The sequence below is a fragment of the Nonomuraea sp. NPDC050394 genome, assembly GCF_044459065.1.
Classification (GTDB): Bacteria; Actinomycetota; Actinomycetes; order Streptosporangiales; family Streptosporangiaceae; genus Nonomuraea.
On the sequence record NZ_JBITIO010000015.1, the window covers coordinates 115,616 to 136,333 of the forward strand.

At 68.3% G+C, this 20,718-nt stretch carries 23 protein-coding genes; 9 read left to right on the forward strand and 14 right to left on the reverse strand.

Annotation, left to right across the window (positions count from 1 at the left end; genetic code table 11):
* Positions 1–190: 190 nt before the first annotated feature.
* Complete coding sequence (locus tag ACIBKY_RS42555) at positions 191–1,492, forward strand: MATE family efflux transporter (protein ID WP_397106219.1); 1,302 nt, start codon at positions 191–193, stop codon at positions 1,490–1,492.
* A 38-nt stretch (positions 1,493–1,530) separates the two neighbouring features.
* Positions 1,531–3,030, forward strand: a complete 1,500-nt coding sequence (locus ACIBKY_RS42560) for an APC family permease (RefSeq protein WP_397106221.1) — start codon at positions 1,531–1,533, stop codon at positions 3,028–3,030.
* Positions 3,031–3,036: 6 nt separating this feature from the next.
* On the opposite strand, the gene ACIBKY_RS42565 is transcribed toward ACIBKY_RS42560, so the two are convergent.
* From ACIBKY_RS42565 to rpsF, 7 genes are all read right to left on the reverse strand, one after another.
* The gene (locus ACIBKY_RS42565; protein WP_397106223.1) at positions 3,037–3,780 is read right to left on the reverse strand and encodes an amino acid ABC transporter ATP-binding protein; all 744 of its coding nucleotides are present in this window, start codon (positions 3,778–3,780) and stop codon (positions 3,037–3,039) included.
* A complete protein-coding gene (locus ACIBKY_RS42570; RefSeq protein WP_397106225.1) occupies positions 3,777–4,619 on the reverse strand; it encodes an amino acid ABC transporter permease in 843 nt (280 codons plus the stop codon). The genes ACIBKY_RS42565 and ACIBKY_RS42570 overlap by 4 nt, the downstream gene beginning before the upstream one ends.
* Entirely contained in the window at positions 4,616–5,479 is an 864-nt protein-coding gene (locus ACIBKY_RS42575; protein WP_397106227.1) for an ABC transporter substrate-binding protein, read from the reverse strand. Before ACIBKY_RS42575 ends, ACIBKY_RS42570 begins: the two co-directional genes overlap by 4 nt.
* A gap of 579 nt (positions 5,480–6,058) precedes the next feature.
* Positions 6,059–6,505, reverse strand: coding sequence for a 50S ribosomal protein L9 (gene rplI, locus ACIBKY_RS42580; protein ID WP_397106229.1), 447 nt, complete (start codon positions 6,503–6,505; stop codon positions 6,059–6,061).
* A 16-nt stretch (positions 6,506–6,521) separates the two neighbouring features.
* Positions 6,522–6,758, reverse strand: a complete 237-nt coding sequence (gene rpsR, locus ACIBKY_RS42585) for a 30S ribosomal protein S18 (RefSeq protein WP_020543048.1) — start codon at positions 6,756–6,758, stop codon at positions 6,522–6,524.
* A 63-nt stretch (positions 6,759–6,821) separates the two neighbouring features.
* The gene (locus tag ACIBKY_RS42590; protein WP_397106231.1) at positions 6,822–7,370 is read right to left on the reverse strand and encodes a single-stranded DNA-binding protein; all 549 of its coding nucleotides are present in this window, start codon (positions 7,368–7,370) and stop codon (positions 6,822–6,824) included.
* A gap of 81 nt (positions 7,371–7,451) precedes the next feature.
* Positions 7,452–7,742, reverse strand: coding sequence for a 30S ribosomal protein S6 (gene rpsF / locus ACIBKY_RS42595; protein ID WP_184959149.1), 291 nt, complete (start codon positions 7,740–7,742; stop codon positions 7,452–7,454).
* 186 nt (positions 7,743–7,928) lie between these two features.
* On the opposite strand from rpsF, the gene ACIBKY_RS42600 reads away from it, so the two are divergent.
* Complete coding sequence (locus tag ACIBKY_RS42600) at positions 7,929–8,231, forward strand: hypothetical protein (protein ID WP_184959148.1); 303 nt, start codon at positions 7,929–7,931, stop codon at positions 8,229–8,231.
* A 35-nt stretch (positions 8,232–8,266) separates the two neighbouring features.
* Here the strand turns inward: ACIBKY_RS42600 and ACIBKY_RS42605 are convergent, their stop codons facing one another.
* The gene (locus tag ACIBKY_RS42605; RefSeq protein WP_397106233.1) at positions 8,267–8,428 is read right to left on the reverse strand and encodes a hypothetical protein; all 162 of its coding nucleotides are present in this window, start codon (positions 8,426–8,428) and stop codon (positions 8,267–8,269) included.
* A 95-nt stretch (positions 8,429–8,523) separates the two neighbouring features.
* Here ACIBKY_RS42605 and ACIBKY_RS42610 point away from each other — a divergent pair, with 95 nt between their 5' ends.
* Positions 8,524–9,270, forward strand: a complete 747-nt coding sequence (locus tag ACIBKY_RS42610) for a deoxyribonuclease IV (RefSeq protein WP_397106235.1) — start codon at positions 8,524–8,526, stop codon at positions 9,268–9,270.
* Positions 9,271–9,327: 57 nt separating this feature from the next.
* Here ACIBKY_RS42610 and ACIBKY_RS42615 read toward each other — a convergent pair whose 3' ends face one another.
* Genes ACIBKY_RS42615 through ACIBKY_RS42625 form a run of 3 tightly spaced genes read right to left on the reverse strand, consistent with a single transcriptional unit; the run spans position 9,328 to position 13,996 of the window.
* Entirely contained in the window at positions 9,328–10,386 is a 1,059-nt protein-coding gene (locus ACIBKY_RS42615) for a mannosyltransferase family protein (protein ID WP_397106237.1), read from the reverse strand.
* Positions 10,383–11,687 carry a glycosyltransferase family 87 protein gene (locus ACIBKY_RS42620; RefSeq protein WP_397106239.1) on the reverse strand — a complete coding sequence of 435 codons (1,305 nt, stop codon included), beginning with the start codon at positions 11,685–11,687 and terminating at the stop codon, positions 10,383–10,385. The genes ACIBKY_RS42615 and ACIBKY_RS42620 overlap by 4 nt, the downstream gene beginning before the upstream one ends.
* Positions 11,684–13,996: a transglycosylase domain-containing protein gene (locus ACIBKY_RS42625; protein ID WP_397106241.1), complete on the reverse strand. Its 2,313-nt coding sequence runs from the start codon at positions 13,994–13,996 to the stop codon at positions 11,684–11,686. The genes ACIBKY_RS42620 and ACIBKY_RS42625 overlap by 4 nt, the downstream gene beginning before the upstream one ends.
* A 120-nt stretch (positions 13,997–14,116) precedes the next feature.
* On the opposite strand from ACIBKY_RS42625, the gene ACIBKY_RS42630 reads away from it, so the two are divergent.
* Positions 14,117–14,347 (forward strand): hypothetical protein, encoded by a 231-nt coding sequence (locus tag ACIBKY_RS42630; RefSeq protein WP_397106243.1) that lies wholly within the window; start codon positions 14,117–14,119, stop codon positions 14,345–14,347.
* Positions 14,348–14,477: 130 nt separating this feature from the next.
* Here the strand turns inward: ACIBKY_RS42630 and ACIBKY_RS42635 are convergent, their stop codons facing one another.
* Positions 14,478–14,918, reverse strand: coding sequence for a DUF5318 family protein (locus tag ACIBKY_RS42635; RefSeq protein WP_397106245.1), 441 nt, complete (start codon positions 14,916–14,918; stop codon positions 14,478–14,480).
* A gap of 80 nt (positions 14,919–14,998) precedes the next feature.
* Between ACIBKY_RS42635 and ACIBKY_RS42640 the strand changes: the two genes are divergently transcribed.
* Together ACIBKY_RS42640 and ACIBKY_RS42645 are read left to right on the forward strand one after the other, a co-directional pair.
* On the forward strand, positions 14,999–15,565 hold the full coding sequence (locus ACIBKY_RS42640) for a helix-turn-helix transcriptional regulator (protein WP_379613071.1): 567 nt from the start codon (positions 14,999–15,001) through the stop codon (positions 15,563–15,565).
* Between the two features lie 13 nt (positions 15,566–15,578).
* Positions 15,579–16,658 (forward strand): inositol-3-phosphate synthase, encoded by a 1,080-nt coding sequence (locus tag ACIBKY_RS42645; protein ID WP_379613070.1) that lies wholly within the window; start codon positions 15,579–15,581, stop codon positions 16,656–16,658.
* Position 16,659: 1 nt separating this feature from the next.
* On the opposite strand, the gene idi is transcribed toward ACIBKY_RS42645, so the two are convergent.
* A complete protein-coding gene (gene idi, locus ACIBKY_RS42650) occupies positions 16,660–17,271 on the reverse strand; it encodes an isopentenyl-diphosphate Delta-isomerase (RefSeq protein WP_397106247.1) in 612 nt (203 codons plus the stop codon).
* A gap of 86 nt (positions 17,272–17,357) precedes the next feature.
* Here idi and ACIBKY_RS42655 point away from each other — a divergent pair, with 86 nt between their 5' ends.
* Entirely contained in the window at positions 17,358–18,647 is a 1,290-nt protein-coding gene (locus ACIBKY_RS42655) for an MFS transporter (protein ID WP_397106249.1), read from the forward strand.
* A gap of 19 nt (positions 18,648–18,666) precedes the next feature.
* On the opposite strand, the gene ACIBKY_RS42660 is transcribed toward ACIBKY_RS42655, so the two are convergent.
* Positions 18,667–20,073, reverse strand: coding sequence for a CCA tRNA nucleotidyltransferase (locus ACIBKY_RS42660; RefSeq protein WP_397106251.1), 1,407 nt, complete (start codon positions 20,071–20,073; stop codon positions 18,667–18,669).
* A gap of 112 nt (positions 20,074–20,185) precedes the next feature.
* On the opposite strand from ACIBKY_RS42660, the gene ACIBKY_RS42665 reads away from it, so the two are divergent.
* Entirely contained in the window at positions 20,186–20,707 is a 522-nt protein-coding gene (locus ACIBKY_RS42665; RefSeq protein WP_397106253.1) for an aminoacyl-tRNA deacylase, read from the forward strand.
* Positions 20,708–20,718: the final 11 nt, after the last annotated feature.

Below are 20,718 nucleotides of genomic sequence, written 5' to 3' on the forward strand. Positions count from 1 at the left end.
GCGGCCTGTGGACAAGGCTGTGGTCAAGCTGTGTACGACGCGCCTCAGGGTGTGGGAGCACTGTGGACAGCCCTGGGGATAACTCTGGACGGCACTCCCAGACAGCATCCTGACCTGGGGAAACAATGTCCACCGACTGTGGAGGAAAGAAAGTTGCCGCGCCACGCCGTGTAAGGCTCATACTAGACAAATGCCCATTACCTCCCAGGATCGGGAGATTCTCCGACTAGCCGTGCCCGCCTTCGGCGCGCTGGTCGCCGAACCGCTCTTCCTGCTCGCCGACTACGCCATCGTCGGCCACGGTCTGGGCACCACCGCGGTCGGCGCGCTGGGCGTCGCGGGCACCGTACTCGCGACCGTGGTGAACCTCTGCGTCTTCCTCGCCTACGGCACCACCGCCTCCGTCGCCCGCCTCACCGGGGCCGGGCAACACGCGCGCGCCATGCGCAGCGGCGTGGACGGCCTGTGGCTGGCGATCGGCATCGGCCTCGCCGTGATCCTGGTCGGCTGGCCGCTCGCGCCCGCCGTGGTCGGCCTGTTCGGCGCGGCCCCGGATCAGGCCGTGCAGGCCGTCGTCTATCTGCGCATCAGCCTGCTCGGCACTCCGGGCATGCTCGTGGTGCTGGCCGGCACCGGCGTACTGCGTGGCCTGCAGAACACGCTCGCCCCGCTCGTCGTCGCGATCGGCTCCTTCGCGCTGAACGCCGCGCTCAACGCCTGGTTCGTCCTCGGGCTCCACTGGGGCATCGCCGGTTCGGCCTGGGGAACGGTCGCCGCGCAGACGGCCGGTGCCGCCGTCTACCTCGTGATCGTGGTCAGGGGCGCGCGGGCCTGCGGCGTCTCGCTGCGCCCCGACTGGGCGGGGATCAGGCAGGCGGGCACGGCCGGCTTCGCGCTCCTGGTGCGGACCGTCTGCCTGCGCGTGGTGCTGGTCGTGGCGACCGTGGTGGCCACCCGCATGGGCCGGCCGGAACTGGCCGCGTACGCCATCGCCACCCAGGTCTGGACGCTGCTGGCCTTCGCCCTCGACGCGATCGCCATCGCCGGGCAGGCGATCACCGGACGGGCGCTGGGCGCCGGGGACGTCGCCGCGGCCAGGGCGGCCACCACCCGGATGGTGCGCTGGGGCCTGTGGTCGGGGGTGGTGCTGGGCGGACTGGTGCTGGTGGCCAGGCCGTGGGTGCCGGGGCTGTTCGCCGCCGACCAGCAGGTCACCGCGGAGTTGCTGGCCGTGTTGTGGCCGGTCGCGCTCTTCCAGCCGATCTGCGGGATCGTGTTCGTCCTCGACGGCGTGCTCATCGGCGCGGGCGACCAGAAGTATCTGGCGTGGGCGGGCGTGTGGACGACGCTCGCCTACCTTCCGGCCGCGCTGTTCGCCGCCGGATGGGGCATCGTTGCACTTTGGTGCGCGCTAGGGGTGTGGATGGTTGCACGACTGATCACGCTCGTACGGCGGGCCTCGGGCACTGCCTGGCTGGTGACCGGGGCGTAACCGTCCCGTGCTTGTCGTCGGGTGAGCGGTGAGGCACTGTGAGCGAGTTCACAGAGCTGAGTGGGTTGCCTTTGTCCACGATCACGCGCCGTTTACCACCGTCCGAGGCCACCGGGTTACGCACCGGTGCCCGGCACCGCCTCGCGCAACTTTACCGCCCCGCCGACCTCGTGGTCCTTGGCCTGGGCGCGACGATCGGTGCCGGCATCTTCAGCATCGCCGGCGTGCAGGCGGCGACCGCCGCCGGGCCGGGCGTCCTGCTGTCCTTCATGATCGCCGGCATCGCCTGCCTGCTCGCGGCCCTGTGCTACGCCGAGCTGTCGTCCACGATGCCGACCTCCGGCACCGCCTACACCTTCGCCTACGTGATCTTCGGCGAGGTCTGGGCGTGGGTCATCGGGTGGGCGCTCATCCTGGAGCTGCAGCTCGCCTCGGCGGTCGTGGCCAAGGCGTGGTCCCTGTACGCGGCGCAGCTGCTGACGGACTTCGGGATCCGCCTGCCGTACCCGGAGGCGTTCTCCAACGGGTTCGCCCTGTTCATCCTGGCGCTGCTGACCGGCATCGTCTCGCTGGGCGCGCACGTCGGGTTGCGGGCTTTGTGGGTGATCGTCGGCGCCAAGCTGCTGGCCATCGCGGCGGTGCTGGTCGTGGGCGCGATGCACATCGACGTGGCGAACTTCGGCGACTTCTTCGTCGAGGCCAAGCCCTCGCCCACACCGCCGGACACGGTACTGGAGGTGGTGTTCGGGCAGAGCCAGACGTTCGGCTGGTTCGGGGTGTTCGCCGCCGCCTCGGCGATCGCCTTCGCCTACATCGGCTTCGACCTGGTGACGACGGCGGCGGAGGAGACGGTCAACGCGCGGCGGGCCGTACCGAAAGGCGTCATCAGGAGCCTGGTGATCGCCACCGTCATCTACCTCGGTGTCGCGATCGTGATGATCGGTATGGTGCCGTACGCGCAGATCGACGTCGACGCACCCCTCTCCGGCGCGTTCAAGATCGCGGGCGTCGACTGGATGGTGCACGTCATCGACATCGGCGCGGTACTCGGGCTGACCACGGTCATCCTGGTCCTGCTGGTCGGGCAGACGCGCGTGATGTTCTCCATGGCCCGCGACGGCCTGCTCCCCCGCGGGCTGGCCACGATCAGCCGCCGCTTCCACACCCCGTCGCGGGTGACGTGGGTGATCGGCGTGATCGCGATGCTGCTCACCCAGTTCGTGCCGGTGTTCACGCTCCAGGAACTCGTGGTGCTGGGCGCGCTGTTCGCCTATCTGTTCGTGGCGGTGGGCGTGATCGTGATGCGCCGCCGCCTGCCCGACCTCGAGCGCGGCTTCACGGTGCCGCTCTCGCCGTGGCTGCCGGGCCTGTCGATCGTGGCGACCATCTGGCTGATGATCAACCTCCAGGTGCTCACCTGGGGGTGGTTCGCGTTGTGGATGGCCTTCGGCCTCGTGGCCTATCTCCTGTACGGCAAGCGCCACAGCCTCCTGGCGGCCAACCACGCCAAGGTCGGCCGGGGCCGTCACAGACGCTAGACCGGCTCAGAACCGCCCCGACTCCAGCACCGTGCTGAGAAATTCACGGGTGCGCGGATGCTCGGGATCGGTGAAGATCTTCTCCGGCGGGCCCTTCTCCACCAGCACGCCGTCGTCCAGGAAGCAGACCGTGTCGGCGATGTCGCGGCAGAAACCCATCTCGTGCGTGGTGAGGATCATCGTCATGCCCGTGTCCTTGAGCTCCCTGATGACCCCCAGCACCTCACGGACCAGGGCCGGGTCCAGCGCCGACGTCACCTCGTCCAGCAGCATCAGCCGAGGCTGCGTGGCCAGCGCCCGGATGATCGCCACACGCTGCTGCTGCCCGCCGGACAGCCGGTCGGGATAGGCCTCGGCCTTGTCCGCCAGCCCGAACCTGTCCAGCAGCCCCCGCGCCTGCTCCTCCGCCTCCCGCCTGCCGATCCCGTGGACCTGGCGGGGTGCGAGCGTGATGTTGTCGAGCACGCTCATGTGCGGGAACAGGTTGTACGCCTGGAACACCGTCCCGATCCGTTTACGCACGTCGTCGACGTCCACCCGCGGATCGGTGATCTCCCGCCCCTCCAGGTACACGGCGCCGTCGTCGACCGTTTCCAGCAGGTTGACGCAGCGCAGCAGGGTCGACTTGCCGGAACCCGAGGCCCCGATCAGGCAGACCACCTCGTGGGAGTGGACCTCCAGGTCGATGCCGCGCAGCACGTGGTGGCCGTCGAAGTTCTTCCAGACGCCCTCGATCGTCAGCACGCTCATGCCCCACGCCGCCTCTGTGATCGGGCGGCCAGGTAGTCGGTGAACCTGGCCATCGGGATGGTCAGCAGGATGAACAGCAGCGCCGCCACCAGGTAGGAGGTGTAGTTGAACGTCTTGGCCGCGTGGATCTGCGCGGCGCGCAGCGCCTCGATGGCGCCGATGGTCGCGACCAGCGACGTGTCCTTCTGCAGTGAGATGAAGTCGTTCAGCAGGGGCGGGATGACCCGCCGGGTGGCCTGCGGAATCACCACGAACCGCATCGTCTTCGCGTGACTCAGGCCCAGCGACCTGGCCGAGGCCACCTGGCTCGGATGGATGGACTCGATGCCCGACCGGAACACCTCGGCCACGTACGCGCTGTAGGACAGGGTCAGGGCGATGATGCCCAGCGTCGGGGCGTCGGAGGGAATCCCCTGCAGGTTGAGCGCCGGAAAGCCGAAGCCGACCATGTAGATCAGCAGAAGCGTGGGGATGCCGCGGAAGAAGTCGACGTAGAAGACCGCCAGCGCCCGCAGCGGAAGGAAGACCGGGGCCTTCAATCCCCGCACCAGCGCCAGCAGCAGACCGATCACCAGGATCAGCGGCTCGGCGATCAGGAAGATCTTCACGTTGAGCAGGAAGCCTTCGAAAACGTCCGGCAGCGCCCTGAGGAAGTGCTCGGGGCTGAAGAAGGTCTCCTGGACCCGCGGCCACCCCGGCGCGTTGACCACCACTCCCGCGATCAGCAGCAGGAAGATGATCGTCGATGCGGTGGCCACGGACGCCGAACGGCGGGCCCGCGACTTGCGGACCCGCTCGCGCTCGACCTGCCGACCGCTCTTGACCCAGGCGGTGGTCACTTCAGTTCCGGGGCCCCGGCGGCCGAGCCGAGCCACTGCTGCTCGATCTTGGCCAGCTCACCCTTGGACTTCAGCGTCTCGACGGCCTTGTCCACGCAGGGCTTCAGCGCGCTGCCCTTCTGCATGACCAGCCCGAACTCCTCCGGCGCGCCTCCGGTCGAACTGAACTGGCCGACGATCTTGGACTTCTCGACCTGGGCGGCGGTCACGTAGAAGGCGGTCGGCAGGTCCACCACCAGGGCGTCGACCTGCTTGTTCTTCAGCGCGGTGACCGCGTCGATCTGCTCGTTGAAGATGCTGGGGTCGTCGGCGGGCTGGATGACGTCCTTCACCGCGTCCAGCGAGGTGGTGCCGATCTGGACGCCGATCTTGGCGTCCTTGAGCTCGGCCAGGCTCTTCGCCCCGGCGTACTTGCTGCCCTCGACGGCCACGATCGCCTGCTTGACCGTGTAGTAGCCCTTGGAGAAGTCGACGACGTTGGCGCGGTCGGGCGTGATGGAGACCTGGTTGACGTCGAAGTCGAACTTCTTCGGCCCCGGAGCGAACGCCGAGTCGAACTTCACCGTGCTCCACTGCACCTCGTCACGGTCAAACCCCAGCTCACCGGCTACGGCGAACGCCACCGCGCTCTCGAACCCCTGCCCGTTGGCCGGATCGTCGTCCTTGAACCACGGGTCGTAGGCGGGCTTGTCGGTGCCGATGGTCAGCTTGCCGGCGGTGGTGAGCTTGAGCTGGTCCTTGGTGCAGGCGGTGGAGGTCGTGGGGGCAGCGGAGGCGCCCGTGGTGTTGTCTGCGGGGGCACACGCGACTGTTGCGGCCGCGAGCGCTCCGAGCGCGAACAGCATCGAGGGACGGACCATGGCTGAGCCTCCAGGGAGCACGGGGAAGAACGTTCCACATTCTACTAAGGTCAGCTAGGAAATAAGCCACGACCAGCCCTTACACCCCGTAACCCAACCACCCGCAATAGCTCACCCCGATCGCCCCTCACCAAGGGCCCAGAAACCCACCACCGAAGACACGACAACCACACCACCCCAGCCCAGCCCAGAGCACGCCCCTGCGAACGCACCGCTCCCGGACAGACGCCACACGGGACGACCGCAGAAGCCAGAGGCACTCCGGCGCCGGCAGCCGGGTTCGGGGGGCCGAGGTCCCGACGGCGTGGGCCATCGGGTGTCGCTACTTGACGGTCTGACGTCCGGGTGGCCGGGTGGATGCGGCGGTGAGTGGGCGACGTTGGCCGTTGCGGTGGGGACCACGTCCGACGTGAGAAGCGACCCCCACGATCGGCGCCCGCCGGCGTCGGCGGGTGGCGTGGGGAGGGCGGAGCCGTAACGGATAGAGGCGCTGTAGAGAGACGGCGGCGCGGATAAGGGACGCCAAAGGCCCTCGACCGCGAGCGGAAGAGGGCCTTGGGGAACGCGAAAGAGGCGCCGTCAGCCGGCGATGACCTCCACGTCGATGGAGGCGGAGACCTCCGGGTGCAGCTTGACGCTGACCTTGTGGCTGCCGAGGCTCTTGATCGGGTTGACGATCTCGATGCGGCGGCGGTCGAGGATCGGGCCGCCGGCGGCCTTGACCGCGTCGGCGACGTCGCCCGTGGTGACCGAGCCGAACAGGCGGCCGCTGTCGCCGGCGCGGGTGGCCAGCTTGACCCTGAGGGCGCCGAGCTGGCCGGCGACCTCCTTGGCGGTGCCGAGGTCGCGGATCTCGCGGGCGTCACGAGCCTTCTTGATGGACTCGATCTGCTTCTCGCCGCCACGCGACCAGCGGATCGCGAAGCCGCGCGGGATCAGGTAGTTACGGCCGTAGCCGTCCTTGACCTCGACGACGTCGCCGGGGGCGCCGAGGCCGGAGACCTCGTTGGTGAGGATGAGCTTCATATCGACGAAACCTCCCTTAGCGCGCGGTGCTCGTGTAAGGCAGCAGAGCCACCTCACGCGCGTTCTTGATCGCGGTCGCCACGTCGCGCTGGTGCTGGGTGCAGTTGCCCGTCACCCGGCGGGCACGGATCTTGCCGCGGTCGGAGATGAACTTCCGCAGCAGAGCCGTGTCCTTGTAGTCGACGTAGGAGATCTTGTCGTGGCAGAACAGGCAAACCTTCTTCTTGGGCTTGCGCAGTGCCGGCTTAGCCATCGTGGTGCTCCTTTCAGAGCCCCGCTGTGATGCGGGAATGGACTCGGGCTTGTGGACTGGTGATTAGAAAGGCGGTTCGTCGCTGAAGTCGTTGCCGCCGCCGCCGAAGCCGCCGCCGCCCTGCTGCTGCTGGCCGCCGCCACCGCCGCCACCGAAACCGCCGCCCTGGGACGGGGCCGGGGACGCGGAGGCCCACGGGTCGTCGGCGGGACCGCCGCCGAAGCCGCCACCGCCACCACCCTGCCGGGAGGTGCGGTTGACCTTGGCGGTCGCGTTGCGCAGGGACGGGCCGACCTCGTCGACCTCGACCTCGTAAACCGTGCGCTTCTCGCCTTCCTTGGTCTCGTAAGACCGCTGCTTGAGCCGCCCCTGAACGATGACCCGCATGCCGCGCTGCAGCGACTCGGCGGCGTTCTCGGCCGCCTGACGCCACACGTTGCAGGTCAGGAAGAGGCTTTCGCCGTCCTTCCACTCATTGGTCTGGCGGTCCATGAACCGCGGAGTGGACGCGACTCGGAAACGAGCCACGGCTTGACCCGTAGGGGTGAAGCGCAGCTCCGGGTCGTCGACAAGGTTGCCGACGATGGTGATGACGGTGTCGCCTGCTGCCATGGCTAGGAGCCTTCCTGAACTTCTTGGGTTACCGGCTCAGAGTACGGCCGCCGCCCGACAAAAGCCGGGAGACAAGCTTGGTTAGTGCACGTCGGGGCGGAGAACCTTGGTGCGCATGATGCCCTCGTTGAGGTTCATCTGCCGGTCGAGCTCCTTGACCGTCGCGGGCTCCGCGGACAGGTCGATGACGGCGTAGATGCCTTCCGACTTCTTGTCGATGTCGTAGGCCAGGCGGCGACGGCCCCAGACGTCGACCTTCTCCACGGTGCCGCCGTCGTTGCGGACGACGGTGAGGAACTGGTCGAGGGACGGTGCCACCGTACGCTCATCGAGCGAAGGGTCCAGGATGACCATTACTTCGTAACGACGCATGCGGGACTCCAACCTCCTCTGGACTCTTGCGGTCACGACGATCTGCCGTGACAGGAGGACGCTGACGTTTCTGCCCAGGCGCCCCTTTCGGCGCCAAAGGTCAATCACAACGCAGCCTGACCAGGTTACCAGCCGCTCACGGATGGGAAGGCCTGTAGGGACAAGGGGGTGGTGACCGTGCCACACATGCTGGAACCGTCCGACAGCGAACGCTCCATGCTCGCCCTCAACAGTGATGGACACGCGCATCCGCGTGAGAACGCTCTGGCCGTCGCCACCCTGGTCGTCGGCCTCGTGGCGTTCGTGGCGACGTTCTTCACCGGCGGGCACGCCGTGGCGTCGTGGGCCGGCGCGCTCGGCTTCGGCATGGGCCTGTACTCGCAGTACGTCTCGGTGACCACGGGCGAGCGGGTTCTCAACATCATCGGTATCGTCGCGGCGTTTGTCGGCGTGGCGCTCGGCATCGCCCGAGGCGGCTTTCTTCCGTAATGAAGGGTCTGGGGGCCGCGAAGGGCCCCGCAGACTCACCCGCCCAGGTGCAGATCGACACCGAGCAGGACCAGGAACCACAGGAATACGGCCAGCAGCGCCTCGGCCAGGTCTTTGAGCAGGGCCGGGGTGATGTAGTCGTGAATCCACGCAACGTAGATACCGACGAGCACGTAGATCAGGAATATCAGGCTCACGCCTCTGCGATACAGCGCCATCACGCTCCTCAGATGGTCGGGGGGCTCCTGGCGACTGCCCCGAGAACGTCGGACCAAACGGCTACCCTCAAGCCATGGTGCTCATCGGTGCTCATGTCGACCAGGACGATCCCGCCGCCCACGCCGCCGAGGTCGGCGCCGAGGTGGTGCAGTTCTTCCTCGGCGATCCCCAGGGCTACAAGGGCCCGGTGCTGCCGGACAAGCCGGTCGAGGGAGTGGAGATCTACATCCACGCCCCTTACCTGGTCAACGTGGCCACCACCAACAACAAGATCAGGATTCCCAGCCGCAAGCTGCTCACCCAGCATCTGACGGCCGCCGCCGACCTGGGCGCCAAGGGCCTGATCGTGCACGGCGGCCACGTCAACAACAGCGACGACCCCCAGGTCGGCTTCGACAACTGGCGCAAGGTGTTCGAGCGCCTGGAGGAGCGTCGCATCCCGGTCCTCATCGAGAACACCGCGGGCGGCGGCAACGCGATGGCCCGCAAGCTGGAGCGCATCGCCCGGCTGTGGGAGGCGCTCGACGGCTTCGACGTGGGCTTCTGCCTCGACACCTGCCACGCCCACGCCGGCGGCGAGGAGCTCGTCGACCTGGTCGACCGGGTCAAGGCCATCACCGGCCGCATCGACCTGGTCCACTGCAACGACTCGCGCGACGACTTCGACTCCGGCGCCGACCGGCACGCCAACCTCGGCGAGGGGAAGATCGACCCGGAGCTGATCCTCGCGGTCTGCCGGGCCGCCGGCGCCCCGGTCATCGTCGAGACCCCGGCGGCGGGCCAGGCGGAGGACATCGCCTTCCTCCGCAAGAACCTCTGATACACAGCCTGTGGATAACTTCCCTGGATTACCGAGCCATGGAAGTGGGTAAGGACGTCAGCCGGCCCACGCGCCCGTGAGGAACCGCACGGTGTTCAGCACCATCAACGGCCCCGACACCATCGCGTACGCAGCGATCACCCACCGGTGCCGCAACCGGGCGATCGCCACCCACAGGGGAAACCACAGCAGCAGCGAACGCGGGATCGACAGGTAGTAGGCCGAGGTCATCAGCGCCCCGGCCTGCAACCCGCAGTAGACGACCTCGCTCCAGCGCCGCAGGGCGAGCAGCCACACCAGCCCCAGCACGGCCACGGCGACCCCGGCGATCTCCATCCGGAACGCGACCGCGAAGTCGTCCTCGCCCATGGCCGCGCCCCACGTCTTGGCGAACGAATCCCAGGGCCACACCATCTCCCGGCCCCAGCCCGCCTCCTGCGCGTGCTTCCACGCGAACCAGTCGCCCGAGCGCGTGTAGTGGAAAAACGAATACCCCACCAACGGCAGAAACGGTACGGCCAGCCAAGGCGCCTGCCGGAGCGAGGGCCGCGACGAGGCGAACTCCACCCACAGGGCCAGCGCCAGGAACAGCCCGGTGATCCGCACACACGAGGCGCCCGCGGCCAGCACGACGGCCAGCGGCCAGCGCCGCTGCCTGGCGGCCAGCCACGCCGGCACCGCGAAGGCCAGGAAGAGCGACTCGCTGTAGCCGGCGGCCAGGAAGACGGCGGTCGGGAAGAGCAGCAGCGCCAGCACGGCCACCCAGCCGGTACCGCCTTCGAAGACGGCCAGCCTGGCCAGGAAGACCGTCGCCACCGCCCCCGCGACCAGCGAGATCAGCAGCCCGGCCAGCGCCCAGTCGGGTACGACCAGATGCACAAGCCGAAGCGCCATCGGCAGGCCGGGAAAGAACGCGGGCAGCCCCGCGTCCGGCGGCCGGCCGGGTACGCCGTCGTAACCATGCTCGGCGATGGTGACGAACAACCCGGCGTCCCAGGCCCGCCACTTGCCCAGATAGTCCTGAAGGGAGATGCCGAGCAGCGTCGCCACGAGCAGTCCGGCGCGCGAGCCGAGCCAGAGCAGCAGCGCGTCACGATCGGCCGAACGAGTGATCATCGAGAGGCGGGCAGCAGGGTGTAGCGGTCGCGGGCCTCGTCGAAGACGCCGCCGATCTGGTCGTCGACGCCGCCCTGCCGTACCACGTCCTTGTCGGGACGGAGGATGTCGCGCACGACGAAGGCCATCATGATGCCGATGGTGATCACACGTCCCCACACCGCGGTGAAGTACGTGTCGTCACCGATGCCCAGGTCGGCCCGATCCAGCGGCGGCTGGGCGAGCAGGTAGAGCCAGATGGCGAAGAAGTACCAGACCTCGGCCACCTGCCACAGGGCCAGCGGCTTCCAGTTGGGCCTGGCCAGCACGGCGAACGGCACCAGCCACAGCACGAACTGCGGCGACCACACCTTGTTCGTCATCATGAACGCGGCCAGCGCCAGGAAGCAGATCTGCGCCAGCCGGGGACGGCGCGGCGCGGCCAGCGTGAGCACGGCGATGCCGAGGCACAGCACGGCCAGCGAGGCGGTGCCGAGCAGGCTCACGTCGGCGGTGCCGAGCACGGGCCAGCCCTTGTTCTGGAAGAACAGCCAGGGTGAGCCCCAGTCGACGCCGCGCTCCTGGGAGAAGACGTAGAAGCGGCGCCAGCCGTCCCAGGCGAAGATCATGAACGGCAGGTTGACCAGGAGCCAGGCGGTCACCGCCGCGGCGACCGTGACGATGAACGGCCGCCATCGCGCGGTACGCACCGTGAGCAGGAAGAGCGCGCCCAGGAACATCAGCGGGTAGAACTTGGTGGCGATCGCCAGTCCGAGCAGAACACCTGCCAGGACCTGCCGTTTCCTCGCCCAGGCCAGCAGCATGCCCATCGACAGCGCGCCGGCCACCAGGTCCCAGTTGATGTAGGCGGCCAGGATCACCGACGGCGCGAGCGCGTACCAGAGGGCGTCCCAGCGGCGGGTCGGGCCGGCCACCGCGGCCATCAGCAGCACGCCGATCACCAGGCAGACGCCGAGCAGGACGACGGTGATGTCGTAGAAGCGCACGCCCTGCGCGGCCACGTCGCCGACGGGCCTGACCAGCCAGGCGATGGCCTGCATGACCTCGCCCAGCACGACCGGGTACTCGACCTGCTTGTCGAACGGAACCTGGGCGAAGTAGGGGTTCTCGGTCGACAGCTGCCGGTCGAAGTAGAGCGGGTAGATGTCGGTGTAGCAGAAGTTGGTGTAGGTGGTGACCTGGTCGTTCCACCCGCCGGTACGGCACGGCAGCCTGACCAGGTACGCCAGCGTCGCCCCCAGGGCGGCGAACAACCCCAGGGGCAGGTACGAAGCCGCTCTTATGTGGACAGGCGGTTTCATCCGTCCTCGCGGACGCTCGGCATCGGATCGGGAACCGTCGCGCCGCCGCCCATCATGCCGTCGTCGTCCCCCTCGGGGAAGCCCTGTTCGTTGGGGTCGACGTTGACGTTGCCGTCGTCCTCACAGGCCGGGTCGAGGAGCGGGCAGTCGGTCGGGTCCTCGAACGGGTTCTCCGGGTCGACCGTGCGCGTGGGCGTCGGGGTGGGCTTGGGCGCCAGGTTCTCCGGCACGCCGGTGTCCGCGCGCGGCGGGAACTGCTCGACCTTGTCGTTCTTGGTGGCCTCGGTCATGAAGGTCTTCCAGATGGCGGCCGGGTACGTGGCACCCTGGTATCCGCTCGGAAGCGGCGCCTCGGCCGCCGTGCTGTACGGCTTCTGCGGCGTGTACTTCTTCTCCTTGGCCGGGTCCTTGCCCCGGTACCACGGGCAGTTGTCGAACCTCGGCCGGACGATCTTTCCCGACTTGGTCACGCACTGCTGGCGGAAGATGCCCACGGCGGTGGAGATCTGCGGGGTGAATCCGACGAACCAGACGTCCTTGTTGTCGTTGTTGGTGCCGGTCTTGCCGGCGACCGGGCGGTTGTAGAGGGCGGCGTTCCTGCCGGTACCGCTCTTGACCACGGCCTGGAGCGCCACGGTCGCGTCCGCCGCGGCCTCAGGGGTGATCACCTTGACGGGGTTGATCCGCTTCTTGTCGTCCCAGAGGGTCTGGCCGTCCCGGTTGACGACCTTCATGATGACGTGGTTCTTGAAGTGCATGCCGGCGTTGGCGAAGATCGAGTAGCCCCCGGCCTGCTCGACCGCCGTCACCCCGCTCGAACCGATCGTGAGCTGGTACATCTGGCGTTCCTTGGTCGACACCAGGCGCTCCTTGTTGATGCCGGCGCGGGAGGCGATGTCGATGACGGCGTCGAGGCCGACCTTCTCCCCCATCTTCGCGAAAGCGGTGTTGACCGAGCTCGCGGTGGCGTTGACGACGTCGACCGCCGACGCCTTCGACGCGTGGTCGTTGTCGATGGGCTTGGTGCCCTCAAGCGTGATCGGTCCCTTGGCGGGCAGGTAGCTGCGCAGGCTGTAGCCCTGGTCCAGCCAGGCCGCCAGCACATAGGGCTTGAAGGCGGAGGCTGCCTGCTTCACCGACATGAACGCGTCGATCCACTGGTCGTTGGCGTAGTCGTCACCGCCGTAGAAGGCCTTGATCCGGCCGTCGCGCGGGTCCACCGCGGCCATGGTGGACATGACCTCGTCGGGTGCGTTCGCCGTGTGCTGGTTGACCGCCTTCTTCGCGGCCTCCATGAGGCCCGTGTCGAGGGTGGTCGTGATCCTGTAGCCGCCGGTCTTCAGGTCGTCCATGTCGATGCCGTGGTCACGTTCGAGCTCGTTGACCACGGCCATGATCATGTAGCCCTCGACGCCCTTGAAGTAGTCCTTCTCGCGGCTGCTGGTGAGCTTCGGCGCGGTGGGCGACTTGCTGAGCAGGTTGCCGTAGTTGGCCGGGTCGAGCTTGCCCAGCTGCTCGAGCACGTACTTGTACCGGAACTGGGTGGGGCCCTTGTCTCCCGACTTCTCCGACTGGTCGAAGGAGGAGGGGTTCTGGATGCGGCCGGCGAGGTAGGCGCCCTGCTCGGGGGTGAGGTCCTTGACGTCCTTCTTGAAGAAGGCCTCGGCGGCGGCGCCGATGCCGTAGGCCCCGCGGCCGAAGTAGATGGTGTTGAGGTACTGGGAGAGGATCTGTTCCTTCGGCAGCGACTTGTTCAGCTTGACCGCGACGAAGATCTCCTTGACCTTGCGCTCAAGCGAGCGCTCCTGGGACAGGCCGTCGTAGTAGTTGCGGGCCATCTGCTGGGTGATGGTCGAGGCGCCCTGGACCTGCTGGCCGGTGGCCGTGCTCCACAGCGAGCGGACCATGCCGGAGAAGGAGATGCCGGCGTCGTCGCGGAAGGAGCTGTTCTCCGCCGCGATCACCGCGTCCTGGACGTGCCGCGGGACCTGCTGGATCTGCACCTCTTTGCGCTTGGTGCCGAGCCTGGCGATCACCTTGTTGTTGGCGTCGCGGATGACGCTGGCCTGGTCGTCGACGCCGTCCTGCACCTGTGCCTGCGTGGGCATGGGCGTGAGGGAGTAGCCCACCATGATCATGCCGAACACGCCGGCGGCCACGACCACGACGCCGACCACGAGGATCTTCCAGCTGGGAAGGAACCTGCGCCAGTTGCGGCCCTCGCCGTCGCCCCTGCCGGGACCGGCGGGGGGCGGCGGGCCTTCCGGTCCGCCGCGTCCGCGTCCGCGGCGGGGCGGGGTGGGGCTCACGACGGTGTCCTGCTGCTCCTGGGGGCGACGGCGCGAGGTGCGCTGCGGGCCAGTGCCGGGCTGCTCCGGGTGCGCGCCGGGCTGTCCGGGGTACGCCCCAGGCCGCCCAGGTTGCCCCGGTTGCCCAGGCTGACCAGGGCGCGGGCCGGGCTGGCCCTGCTGACCCGGTTGGCCCTGCTGACCGGGCTGGCCGGGCTGGGCGCGGCGGGGCTGCGGCGGGTCGAAGCCCGGCCCCTGCCCCTGCTGCGCGGCCATCGCGCCGGTCTGCTCGTAAGCTGCCTCCGGACGACGTGGCGGCTGCGCCGTACCCCAGGAACCGGTCTGGGGTGTCTGCCCCTGAGAGGCAGCTGAACGGGGTGAGCCTGAGCGACGGCGCCTTCCTTGGCGTCCCGTTCCCTCGTTGCTGCTGTAACTCACACGTCCTCGCATCGTCGTCGGATGGCACGGCGGGTGGGCGTGAGGCTGCTCGCCGCCCTCGGTCTCACGGTTGGCCGACGAGGTCAGGCGGTCCGTTGCCGAGGACGTACGAGACCGCCAGGTGGTTCCAGGAACAACCTTGGCAGACCTCGACGACGTACACCCTGAACTCGTCGTAATCATGGGCCATGTCGACGAGTTCTGACGTGGCCTTTGCTTGACCAGCATGGCGACCCAGGGAATCCCCATAGACATAGGTCACGTTGGTGACGTTCTCCCTCTCGCATACCGGGCAGGTGCGTTCGGTGGGCTCGCCGAGGTGGCGTGCCGCGCGGAGGAGGTACGGCTGTGCGTCACAGACGTCGCGGGGCACAGTGCGCCCTGAGCGCACCGAGCGGACCACCGCCCGCTTGGCGAGGCCGTAATCCACCACCCTTCGCTGTGACCACATGCGCGCCAGACTACGGCTTTTTACCGATTCATCCCAACGCCTTGGCAAAGTCATTAATTGCGGCCATATAGCGGAGCGACGTATCCTCAAGATGTATCGAGCCGATACATCGACGCGAGAGGAGGGCGGTTCCAATGGTCAGCGGACAGGGCAGAGTGCTGGAACTCGCCGTGCTCGGGTCGCTGCACGAGACGCCGCTTCATGGCTACGAGCTGCGCAAACGGCTCAACGAGCTGCTCGGCATGTTCCGTGCGTTCTCCTACGGTTCGCTGTACCCCTGCTTGAGGTCGCTCCTGGAGCAGGGTCTTATCGTGGAAGAGCAACCCACTCGGGTGAGCGGCAGATCGAAGATCGTCTACAAGCTCACCGCCGAAGGCAAGGAGCGGCTCCAGGAGCTGCTGACCCAGGCCGGGCCGTCCGCGTGGGAGGACGAGAGCTTCGGCATCCACTTCGCCTTCTTCCGCCATACCGAGGCCGAGGTGCGCCTGCGCATCCTCGAAGGCCGCCGCAGCCGGCTCGAGGAACGACTCGACGCCGTCCGCACCGCGCTCGCACGTACCAGGGAACGGCTCGATGCCTACACCCTGGAGTTGCAGCGTCACGGTCTGGAATCGGTCGAACGCGAGGTGCGTTGGCTGAATGAGCTGATCGCGACAGAGAGACGGGCCTCGGAGCCCGCGAGAAATAACACAGATGAGTAAGGGAGCGAGTGCGATGGGTTCGGTTCGCGTGGCCGTTGTCGGTGTCGGCAACTGCGCGGCATCGCTGGTCCAGGGCGTGCACTACTACAAGGACGCCGACCCGGACGCCAGGGTCCCCGGCCTGATGCACGTCAAGTTCGGCGAATACCACGTCGGTGACGTCGAGTTCGTCGCCGCCTTCGACGTGGACGCCAAGAAGGTCGGGCGCGACCTGTCCGAAGCGATCGTGGCCAGTGAGAACAACACGATCAAGATTACGGATGTGCCGCCCACGGGTGTGATCGTGCAGAGGGGCCACACCTTCGACGGTCTCGGCGAGTTCTACCGCGAGATCATCGAGGAGTCCGACGAGGCCCCGGTGGACGTCGTGAAGGTCCTCAAGGAGAACCGGGTGGACGTCCTCGTCTCCTACCTGCCGGTCGGCTCGGAGGAGGCCGACCGCTTCTACGCGCAGTGCGCCATCGACGCCAAGGTCGCCTTCGTCAACGCGCTGCCGGTCTTCATCGCCTCCGACCCCGAGTGGGCGGAGAAGTTCGAGGAGGCGGGCGTCCCGATCATCGGCGACGACATCAAGTCTCAGGTCGGCGCCACCATCACGCACCGCGTCATGGCCAAGCTCTTCGAGGACCGCGGGGTCGAGCTGCTGCGCACGTACCAGCTCAACTTCGGCGGCAACATGGACTTCATGAACATGCTGGAGCGCAAGCGCCTCCAGTCCAAGAAGATCTCCAAGACGCAGTCGGTCACCTCGCAGATCCCGCACGAGATGGGCAAGGCCGACGTGCACATCGGCCCGTCCGACCACGTGCCGTGGCTCGACGACCGCAAGTGGGCCTACGTGCGCCTGGAGGGCCGCTCGTTCGGCGACACCCCGCTGAATCTGGAGTACAAGCTCGAGGTCTGGGACTCCCCCAACTCGGCCGGCATCATCATCGACGCCGTCCGCGCCGCCAAGATCGCCCTTGACCGGGGCATCGGCGGCCCGATCCTGAGCGCCTCCTCGTACTTCATGAAGTCCCCGCCCGTCCAGCACAGCGACGACGAGGCGCGCGACTACGTCGAGAAGTTCATCCGCGGCGAGGTGTCCCGGTAGGTCACGGCTGGGCGCCGTGACGGCGCCCAGCCACCCGCGCGGCCGGAGGCAGCCCGTCCTCCGGCGCCGTCTCCCACGCCAGCGGATCGTCACCCAGGGCCGTGAGCAGCGGAACCTGCTCCTTGCACCACGGCGAGATCGCCAGCAGGCCGTTGCCCACACCCTCGGCGAACTCCCTCCACGGCATCCACAGGACCTCGCCCACCTCGTCGGGGTTGGCGTCGACCTGACCCTTCACCGTGACCCGGTAGACCGGGCACAGCTCGTGCTCCACGACGCCGTTGGGCATGGCCGCCCGGTAGGAGAAGGCCGGCAGCATCAGGTCGGCACGCTCGGCGTCCAGGCCCAGTTCGTAGGAGAGCCTGCGCAGCACCGCGTGCTCGACGGCCTCGCCGGGCAGCGGGTGGCCGCAGCAGCTGTTGGTCCAGACTCCCGGCCAGGTCAGCTTGTGCCCGGCCCGCCTGGTCAGCAGGATCCGGCCGGCGGGGTCGAAGACGTAGCTGGAGAAGGCCAGGTGGAGAGGGGTGTCCCGGCCGTGTACCGACGTTTTGGGGGCGGCGCCGATCGCGTTTCCCTCGCCGTCGACCAACACCACGTGTTCCTCAGTCGTCACAGAACGAAGCGTACGGGAACCTGTCCCCCCGGAGAACGGGCAGAACCAGAAGCGGCGCGGCAGCCGGCGGCGGCTAGGCTGGCTGCGTGTCTTTTGTCGCCGATCTCCGTGTGGTCCTGCAGGGCCGGGACTACCGACGGTTGTTCGGCACCCGCCTGGTCTCCCAGTTCTCCGACGGCATCTTCCAGTTCGGCGTGGCCGGATTCGCCTTCTTCAGCCCCGAGAAGCAGACCACCGCACTGCAGGTGGCGGCGGGCATGGCGGTCCTGTTCCTGCCCTACAGCATCCTGGGGCCGTTCGTCGGCGTCTTCATCGACAGGTGGTCGCGCCGCCAGATCCTGGTGATCGCGCCGGTGGTCCGCGGGGTGCTGCTGCTGATCGCCGCCGCCCTCGTCGCCCTCGACACCCCTGACGAGTTCTTCTACGCGGCCGCGCTGGGCGTGCTCGGCGTCAACCGCTTCTTCCTGGCCGCTCTGGGCGCCTCGCTGCCGCACGTGGTGCCCAGGGACCAGCTGATGGCGGCCAACGCGGTCACGCCGACCTCCGGCACGGTCATCACCTTCGTCGGCGTCGGCGTCGCCACGCTGATGCGCGGCGTGTTCGGACCGGGCGACTCCGGCGTCGCCCTCGTGCTGGTCACCTCGGGCGTGCTGTTCAGCCTGAGCGCCCTGGTCGCCAGGACCATGCGCCGCGACCTGCTCGGCCCCGACTTCGACCCCAACCGGCCGCAGGTCAAGGAGGCCGTGCGCAACGTGCTCAAGGGCCTGGTGGAGGGCGCCCGGCACCTCGCGCACCGGCGCAGGGCCGCCGCGGCGATGGGCGCCATGGCCGCGCACCGCTTCATGTACGGCATGGCTACCGCGCTCGGCATCATCCTCTACCGCTACTACTTCACCAACGGCGACTCCGAGGCCGCGCTGAGGGGCATCGGCATCGTCGTGGCCACCTCGGCCGTCGGCTACGCCCTGGCCGTGATCGTCACGCCCCTGGCCACCGAACGCATGCCCGTCGAGCGCTGGGTGCCGCTGATGCTGGTCACGGCCGGCGTCCTGTCCGCGATCCTGGTGACGCCCTTCCAGGAGTGGGGTCTGTGGATCTCCGGCTTCGTCCTGGGCCTGGCCGGGCAGAGCGTCAAGATCTGCGCCGACACCTCCGTCCAGCGCGACGTCGAGGACGCCTACCTGGGCCGGGCCTTCTCCCTCTACGACATGTTGTTCAACGGCATGTTCGTGCTGGCCGCCGGGCTCTCGGCGGCGATCCTGCCCGCCAACGGCAAGTCCTACCTGGCCGTCGGCATCATCGCCGTCGGCTACCTGGTCAGCGCACTGGTGTACCGGCTGGTCACGGCGCCGTCGCGCGTCCCCTCCGCGCACTGAGGAGAGGACGCGCCGGAGACTAGCCCTTGCGCTGCTCGCCGGCCCACGTCAGCAACGCCTCCGTGGCCGCTTCCTTGCCGAGCACGCCCTGGTCGAGGCGGAGGTCGAGCAGAAACTTGTAGGCCTTGCCCACCATCGGACCCGGGCCGATGCCGAGGACCCGCTGGATCTCGTTGCCGTCGAGCTCCGGCCGGATCTTGGCCAGCTCCTCCTCGTCGGCCAGCCGGGCGATGCGCTCTTCGAGCTGGTCGTAGGTACGCGAGAGGTGGGCCGCCTTCCGCTTGTTGCGCGTGGTGCAGTCGGCCCTGGTCAGCTTGTGGAGGCGGTCGAGCAGGTGACCGGCGTCGCGTACGTAGCGGCGTACGGCGCTGTCGGTCCACTCCCCCGAGCCGTAGCCGTGGAAGCGCAGGTGCAGCTCGACCAGGCGGGCCACGTCGGCCACCACGTCCTTGGGGAACCTGAGCTCGGTCATGCGCTTCTTGGTCATCTGCGCGCCGACGAGCTCGTGGTGGTGGAAGGAGACCCGGCCCCCGGCCTCGTGCCGCCTGGTCTTGGGCTTGCCCACGTCGTGCAGAAGCGCCGCCCAGCGCAGGATGCGGTCGGCCTTGCCGTCCTCCTCCTGGGCGATGGCCTGGTCGAGGACGGTCAGGGAGTGCTCGTACACGTCCTTGTGCCGGTGGTGCTCGTCGATCTCCAGGCGGAGCATGGGCAGCTCGGGCAGCACGTGCGCGGCCAGACCCGTCTCCACCAGAAGCCCCAGCCCCTCACGCGGGTACGCGCCGCAGACCAGCTTGTCGAGCTCTTCGCGGATGCGTTCGGCGGAGACGATCTCGATCCGCTCGGCCATCTCGGTCATCGCCCTGAGCGCCTCGGGCGCCACCGTGAACCCCAGCTGGGAGGCGAAGCGGGCGGCGCGCAGCATGCGCAGCGGGTCGTCGTCGAAGGACTGCTCGGGCGTGCCCGGCGTGCGCAGCAGCTTCGCGGTCAGGTCGGAGACGCCGCCGTAGGGGTCGACGAACTCGTGGTCGGGCAGCCGCACCGCCATCGCGTTGATCGCGAAGTCACGGCGCTCCAGGTCGGCCTCAAGCGTGTCGCCGTAGACGACCTCGGGCTTGCGCGACTTGGGGTCGTAGGACTCGCTCCGGTAGGTGGTGATCTCCAGCAGCCAGTTGCCCTTGCGGACGCCGACCGTGCCGAAGTCGATCCCGATGGTCCAGACGGAGTCGGCCCAGTCCTTGACGATCTCGAGCACCCGCTCCGGCCGGGCCTCCGTCGTCAGGTCGAGGTCGTTGCCGATGCGCCCGAGGAGGATGTCGCGCACCGAGCCGCCCACCAGGGCCAGCTCGTGCCCTCGGGCGGCGAACAGCTCGCCGAGCTCGTCGGCGACCGGGGCGATCTTGTGAAAGTGCTGATTTGAGTCCGGCAAGCTGGGTAGGTCCTTCACGCATTACGGAACATATCCCCCGAGCCACACCAGGTCCGGGTTACCGTCGGTCAGAGACCGTCGGGGGCCATGGAACGAGGCTAGGAGCTCATCTATGAAGGACGCCCTCGCGATCCACCGCTGGCTCCTCGCACACCAGGTCCATCATGAGATCGTACGCCTTCCGCGCCCCATGACATGCGCGGACGAGCTGCCCGAGACGATCTCCGCAGCCCCCTCCCGCTGCGTGGCCGTGACGATGTTCGAGGCGGTCACCAGGCTGGGCCGGGAGGCCGTCGCCGTCGTGTCCACCGTCGCCGCACCGCCCAGGCCTGGAGTGGTCGGGGGACTGCTCGGGGCCAGGAAAGTACACCCTGCCCCGGCCTTCGTGGTCAACGAGGTTACCGACTACGCCGCCGGGCTGGTCTGCCCGCTGCTGCTGCCGCCCACGCTCTCCGTCCTCATCGACGACCGCATCAAGCCCGATCATCAGTCCGTCTTCCTCGCCACGGGTGAACGCCACACGGCCCTCACCTTGCGCGCGTACGACCTGCTGTCACTCATGTCTGGCAAGTCCATGGACCTCCGGGCGCCGAGGCCCAGAGGTTCCCGCCAGGCGGTCGCGCTACGGCACTGAGCCCGTACCAT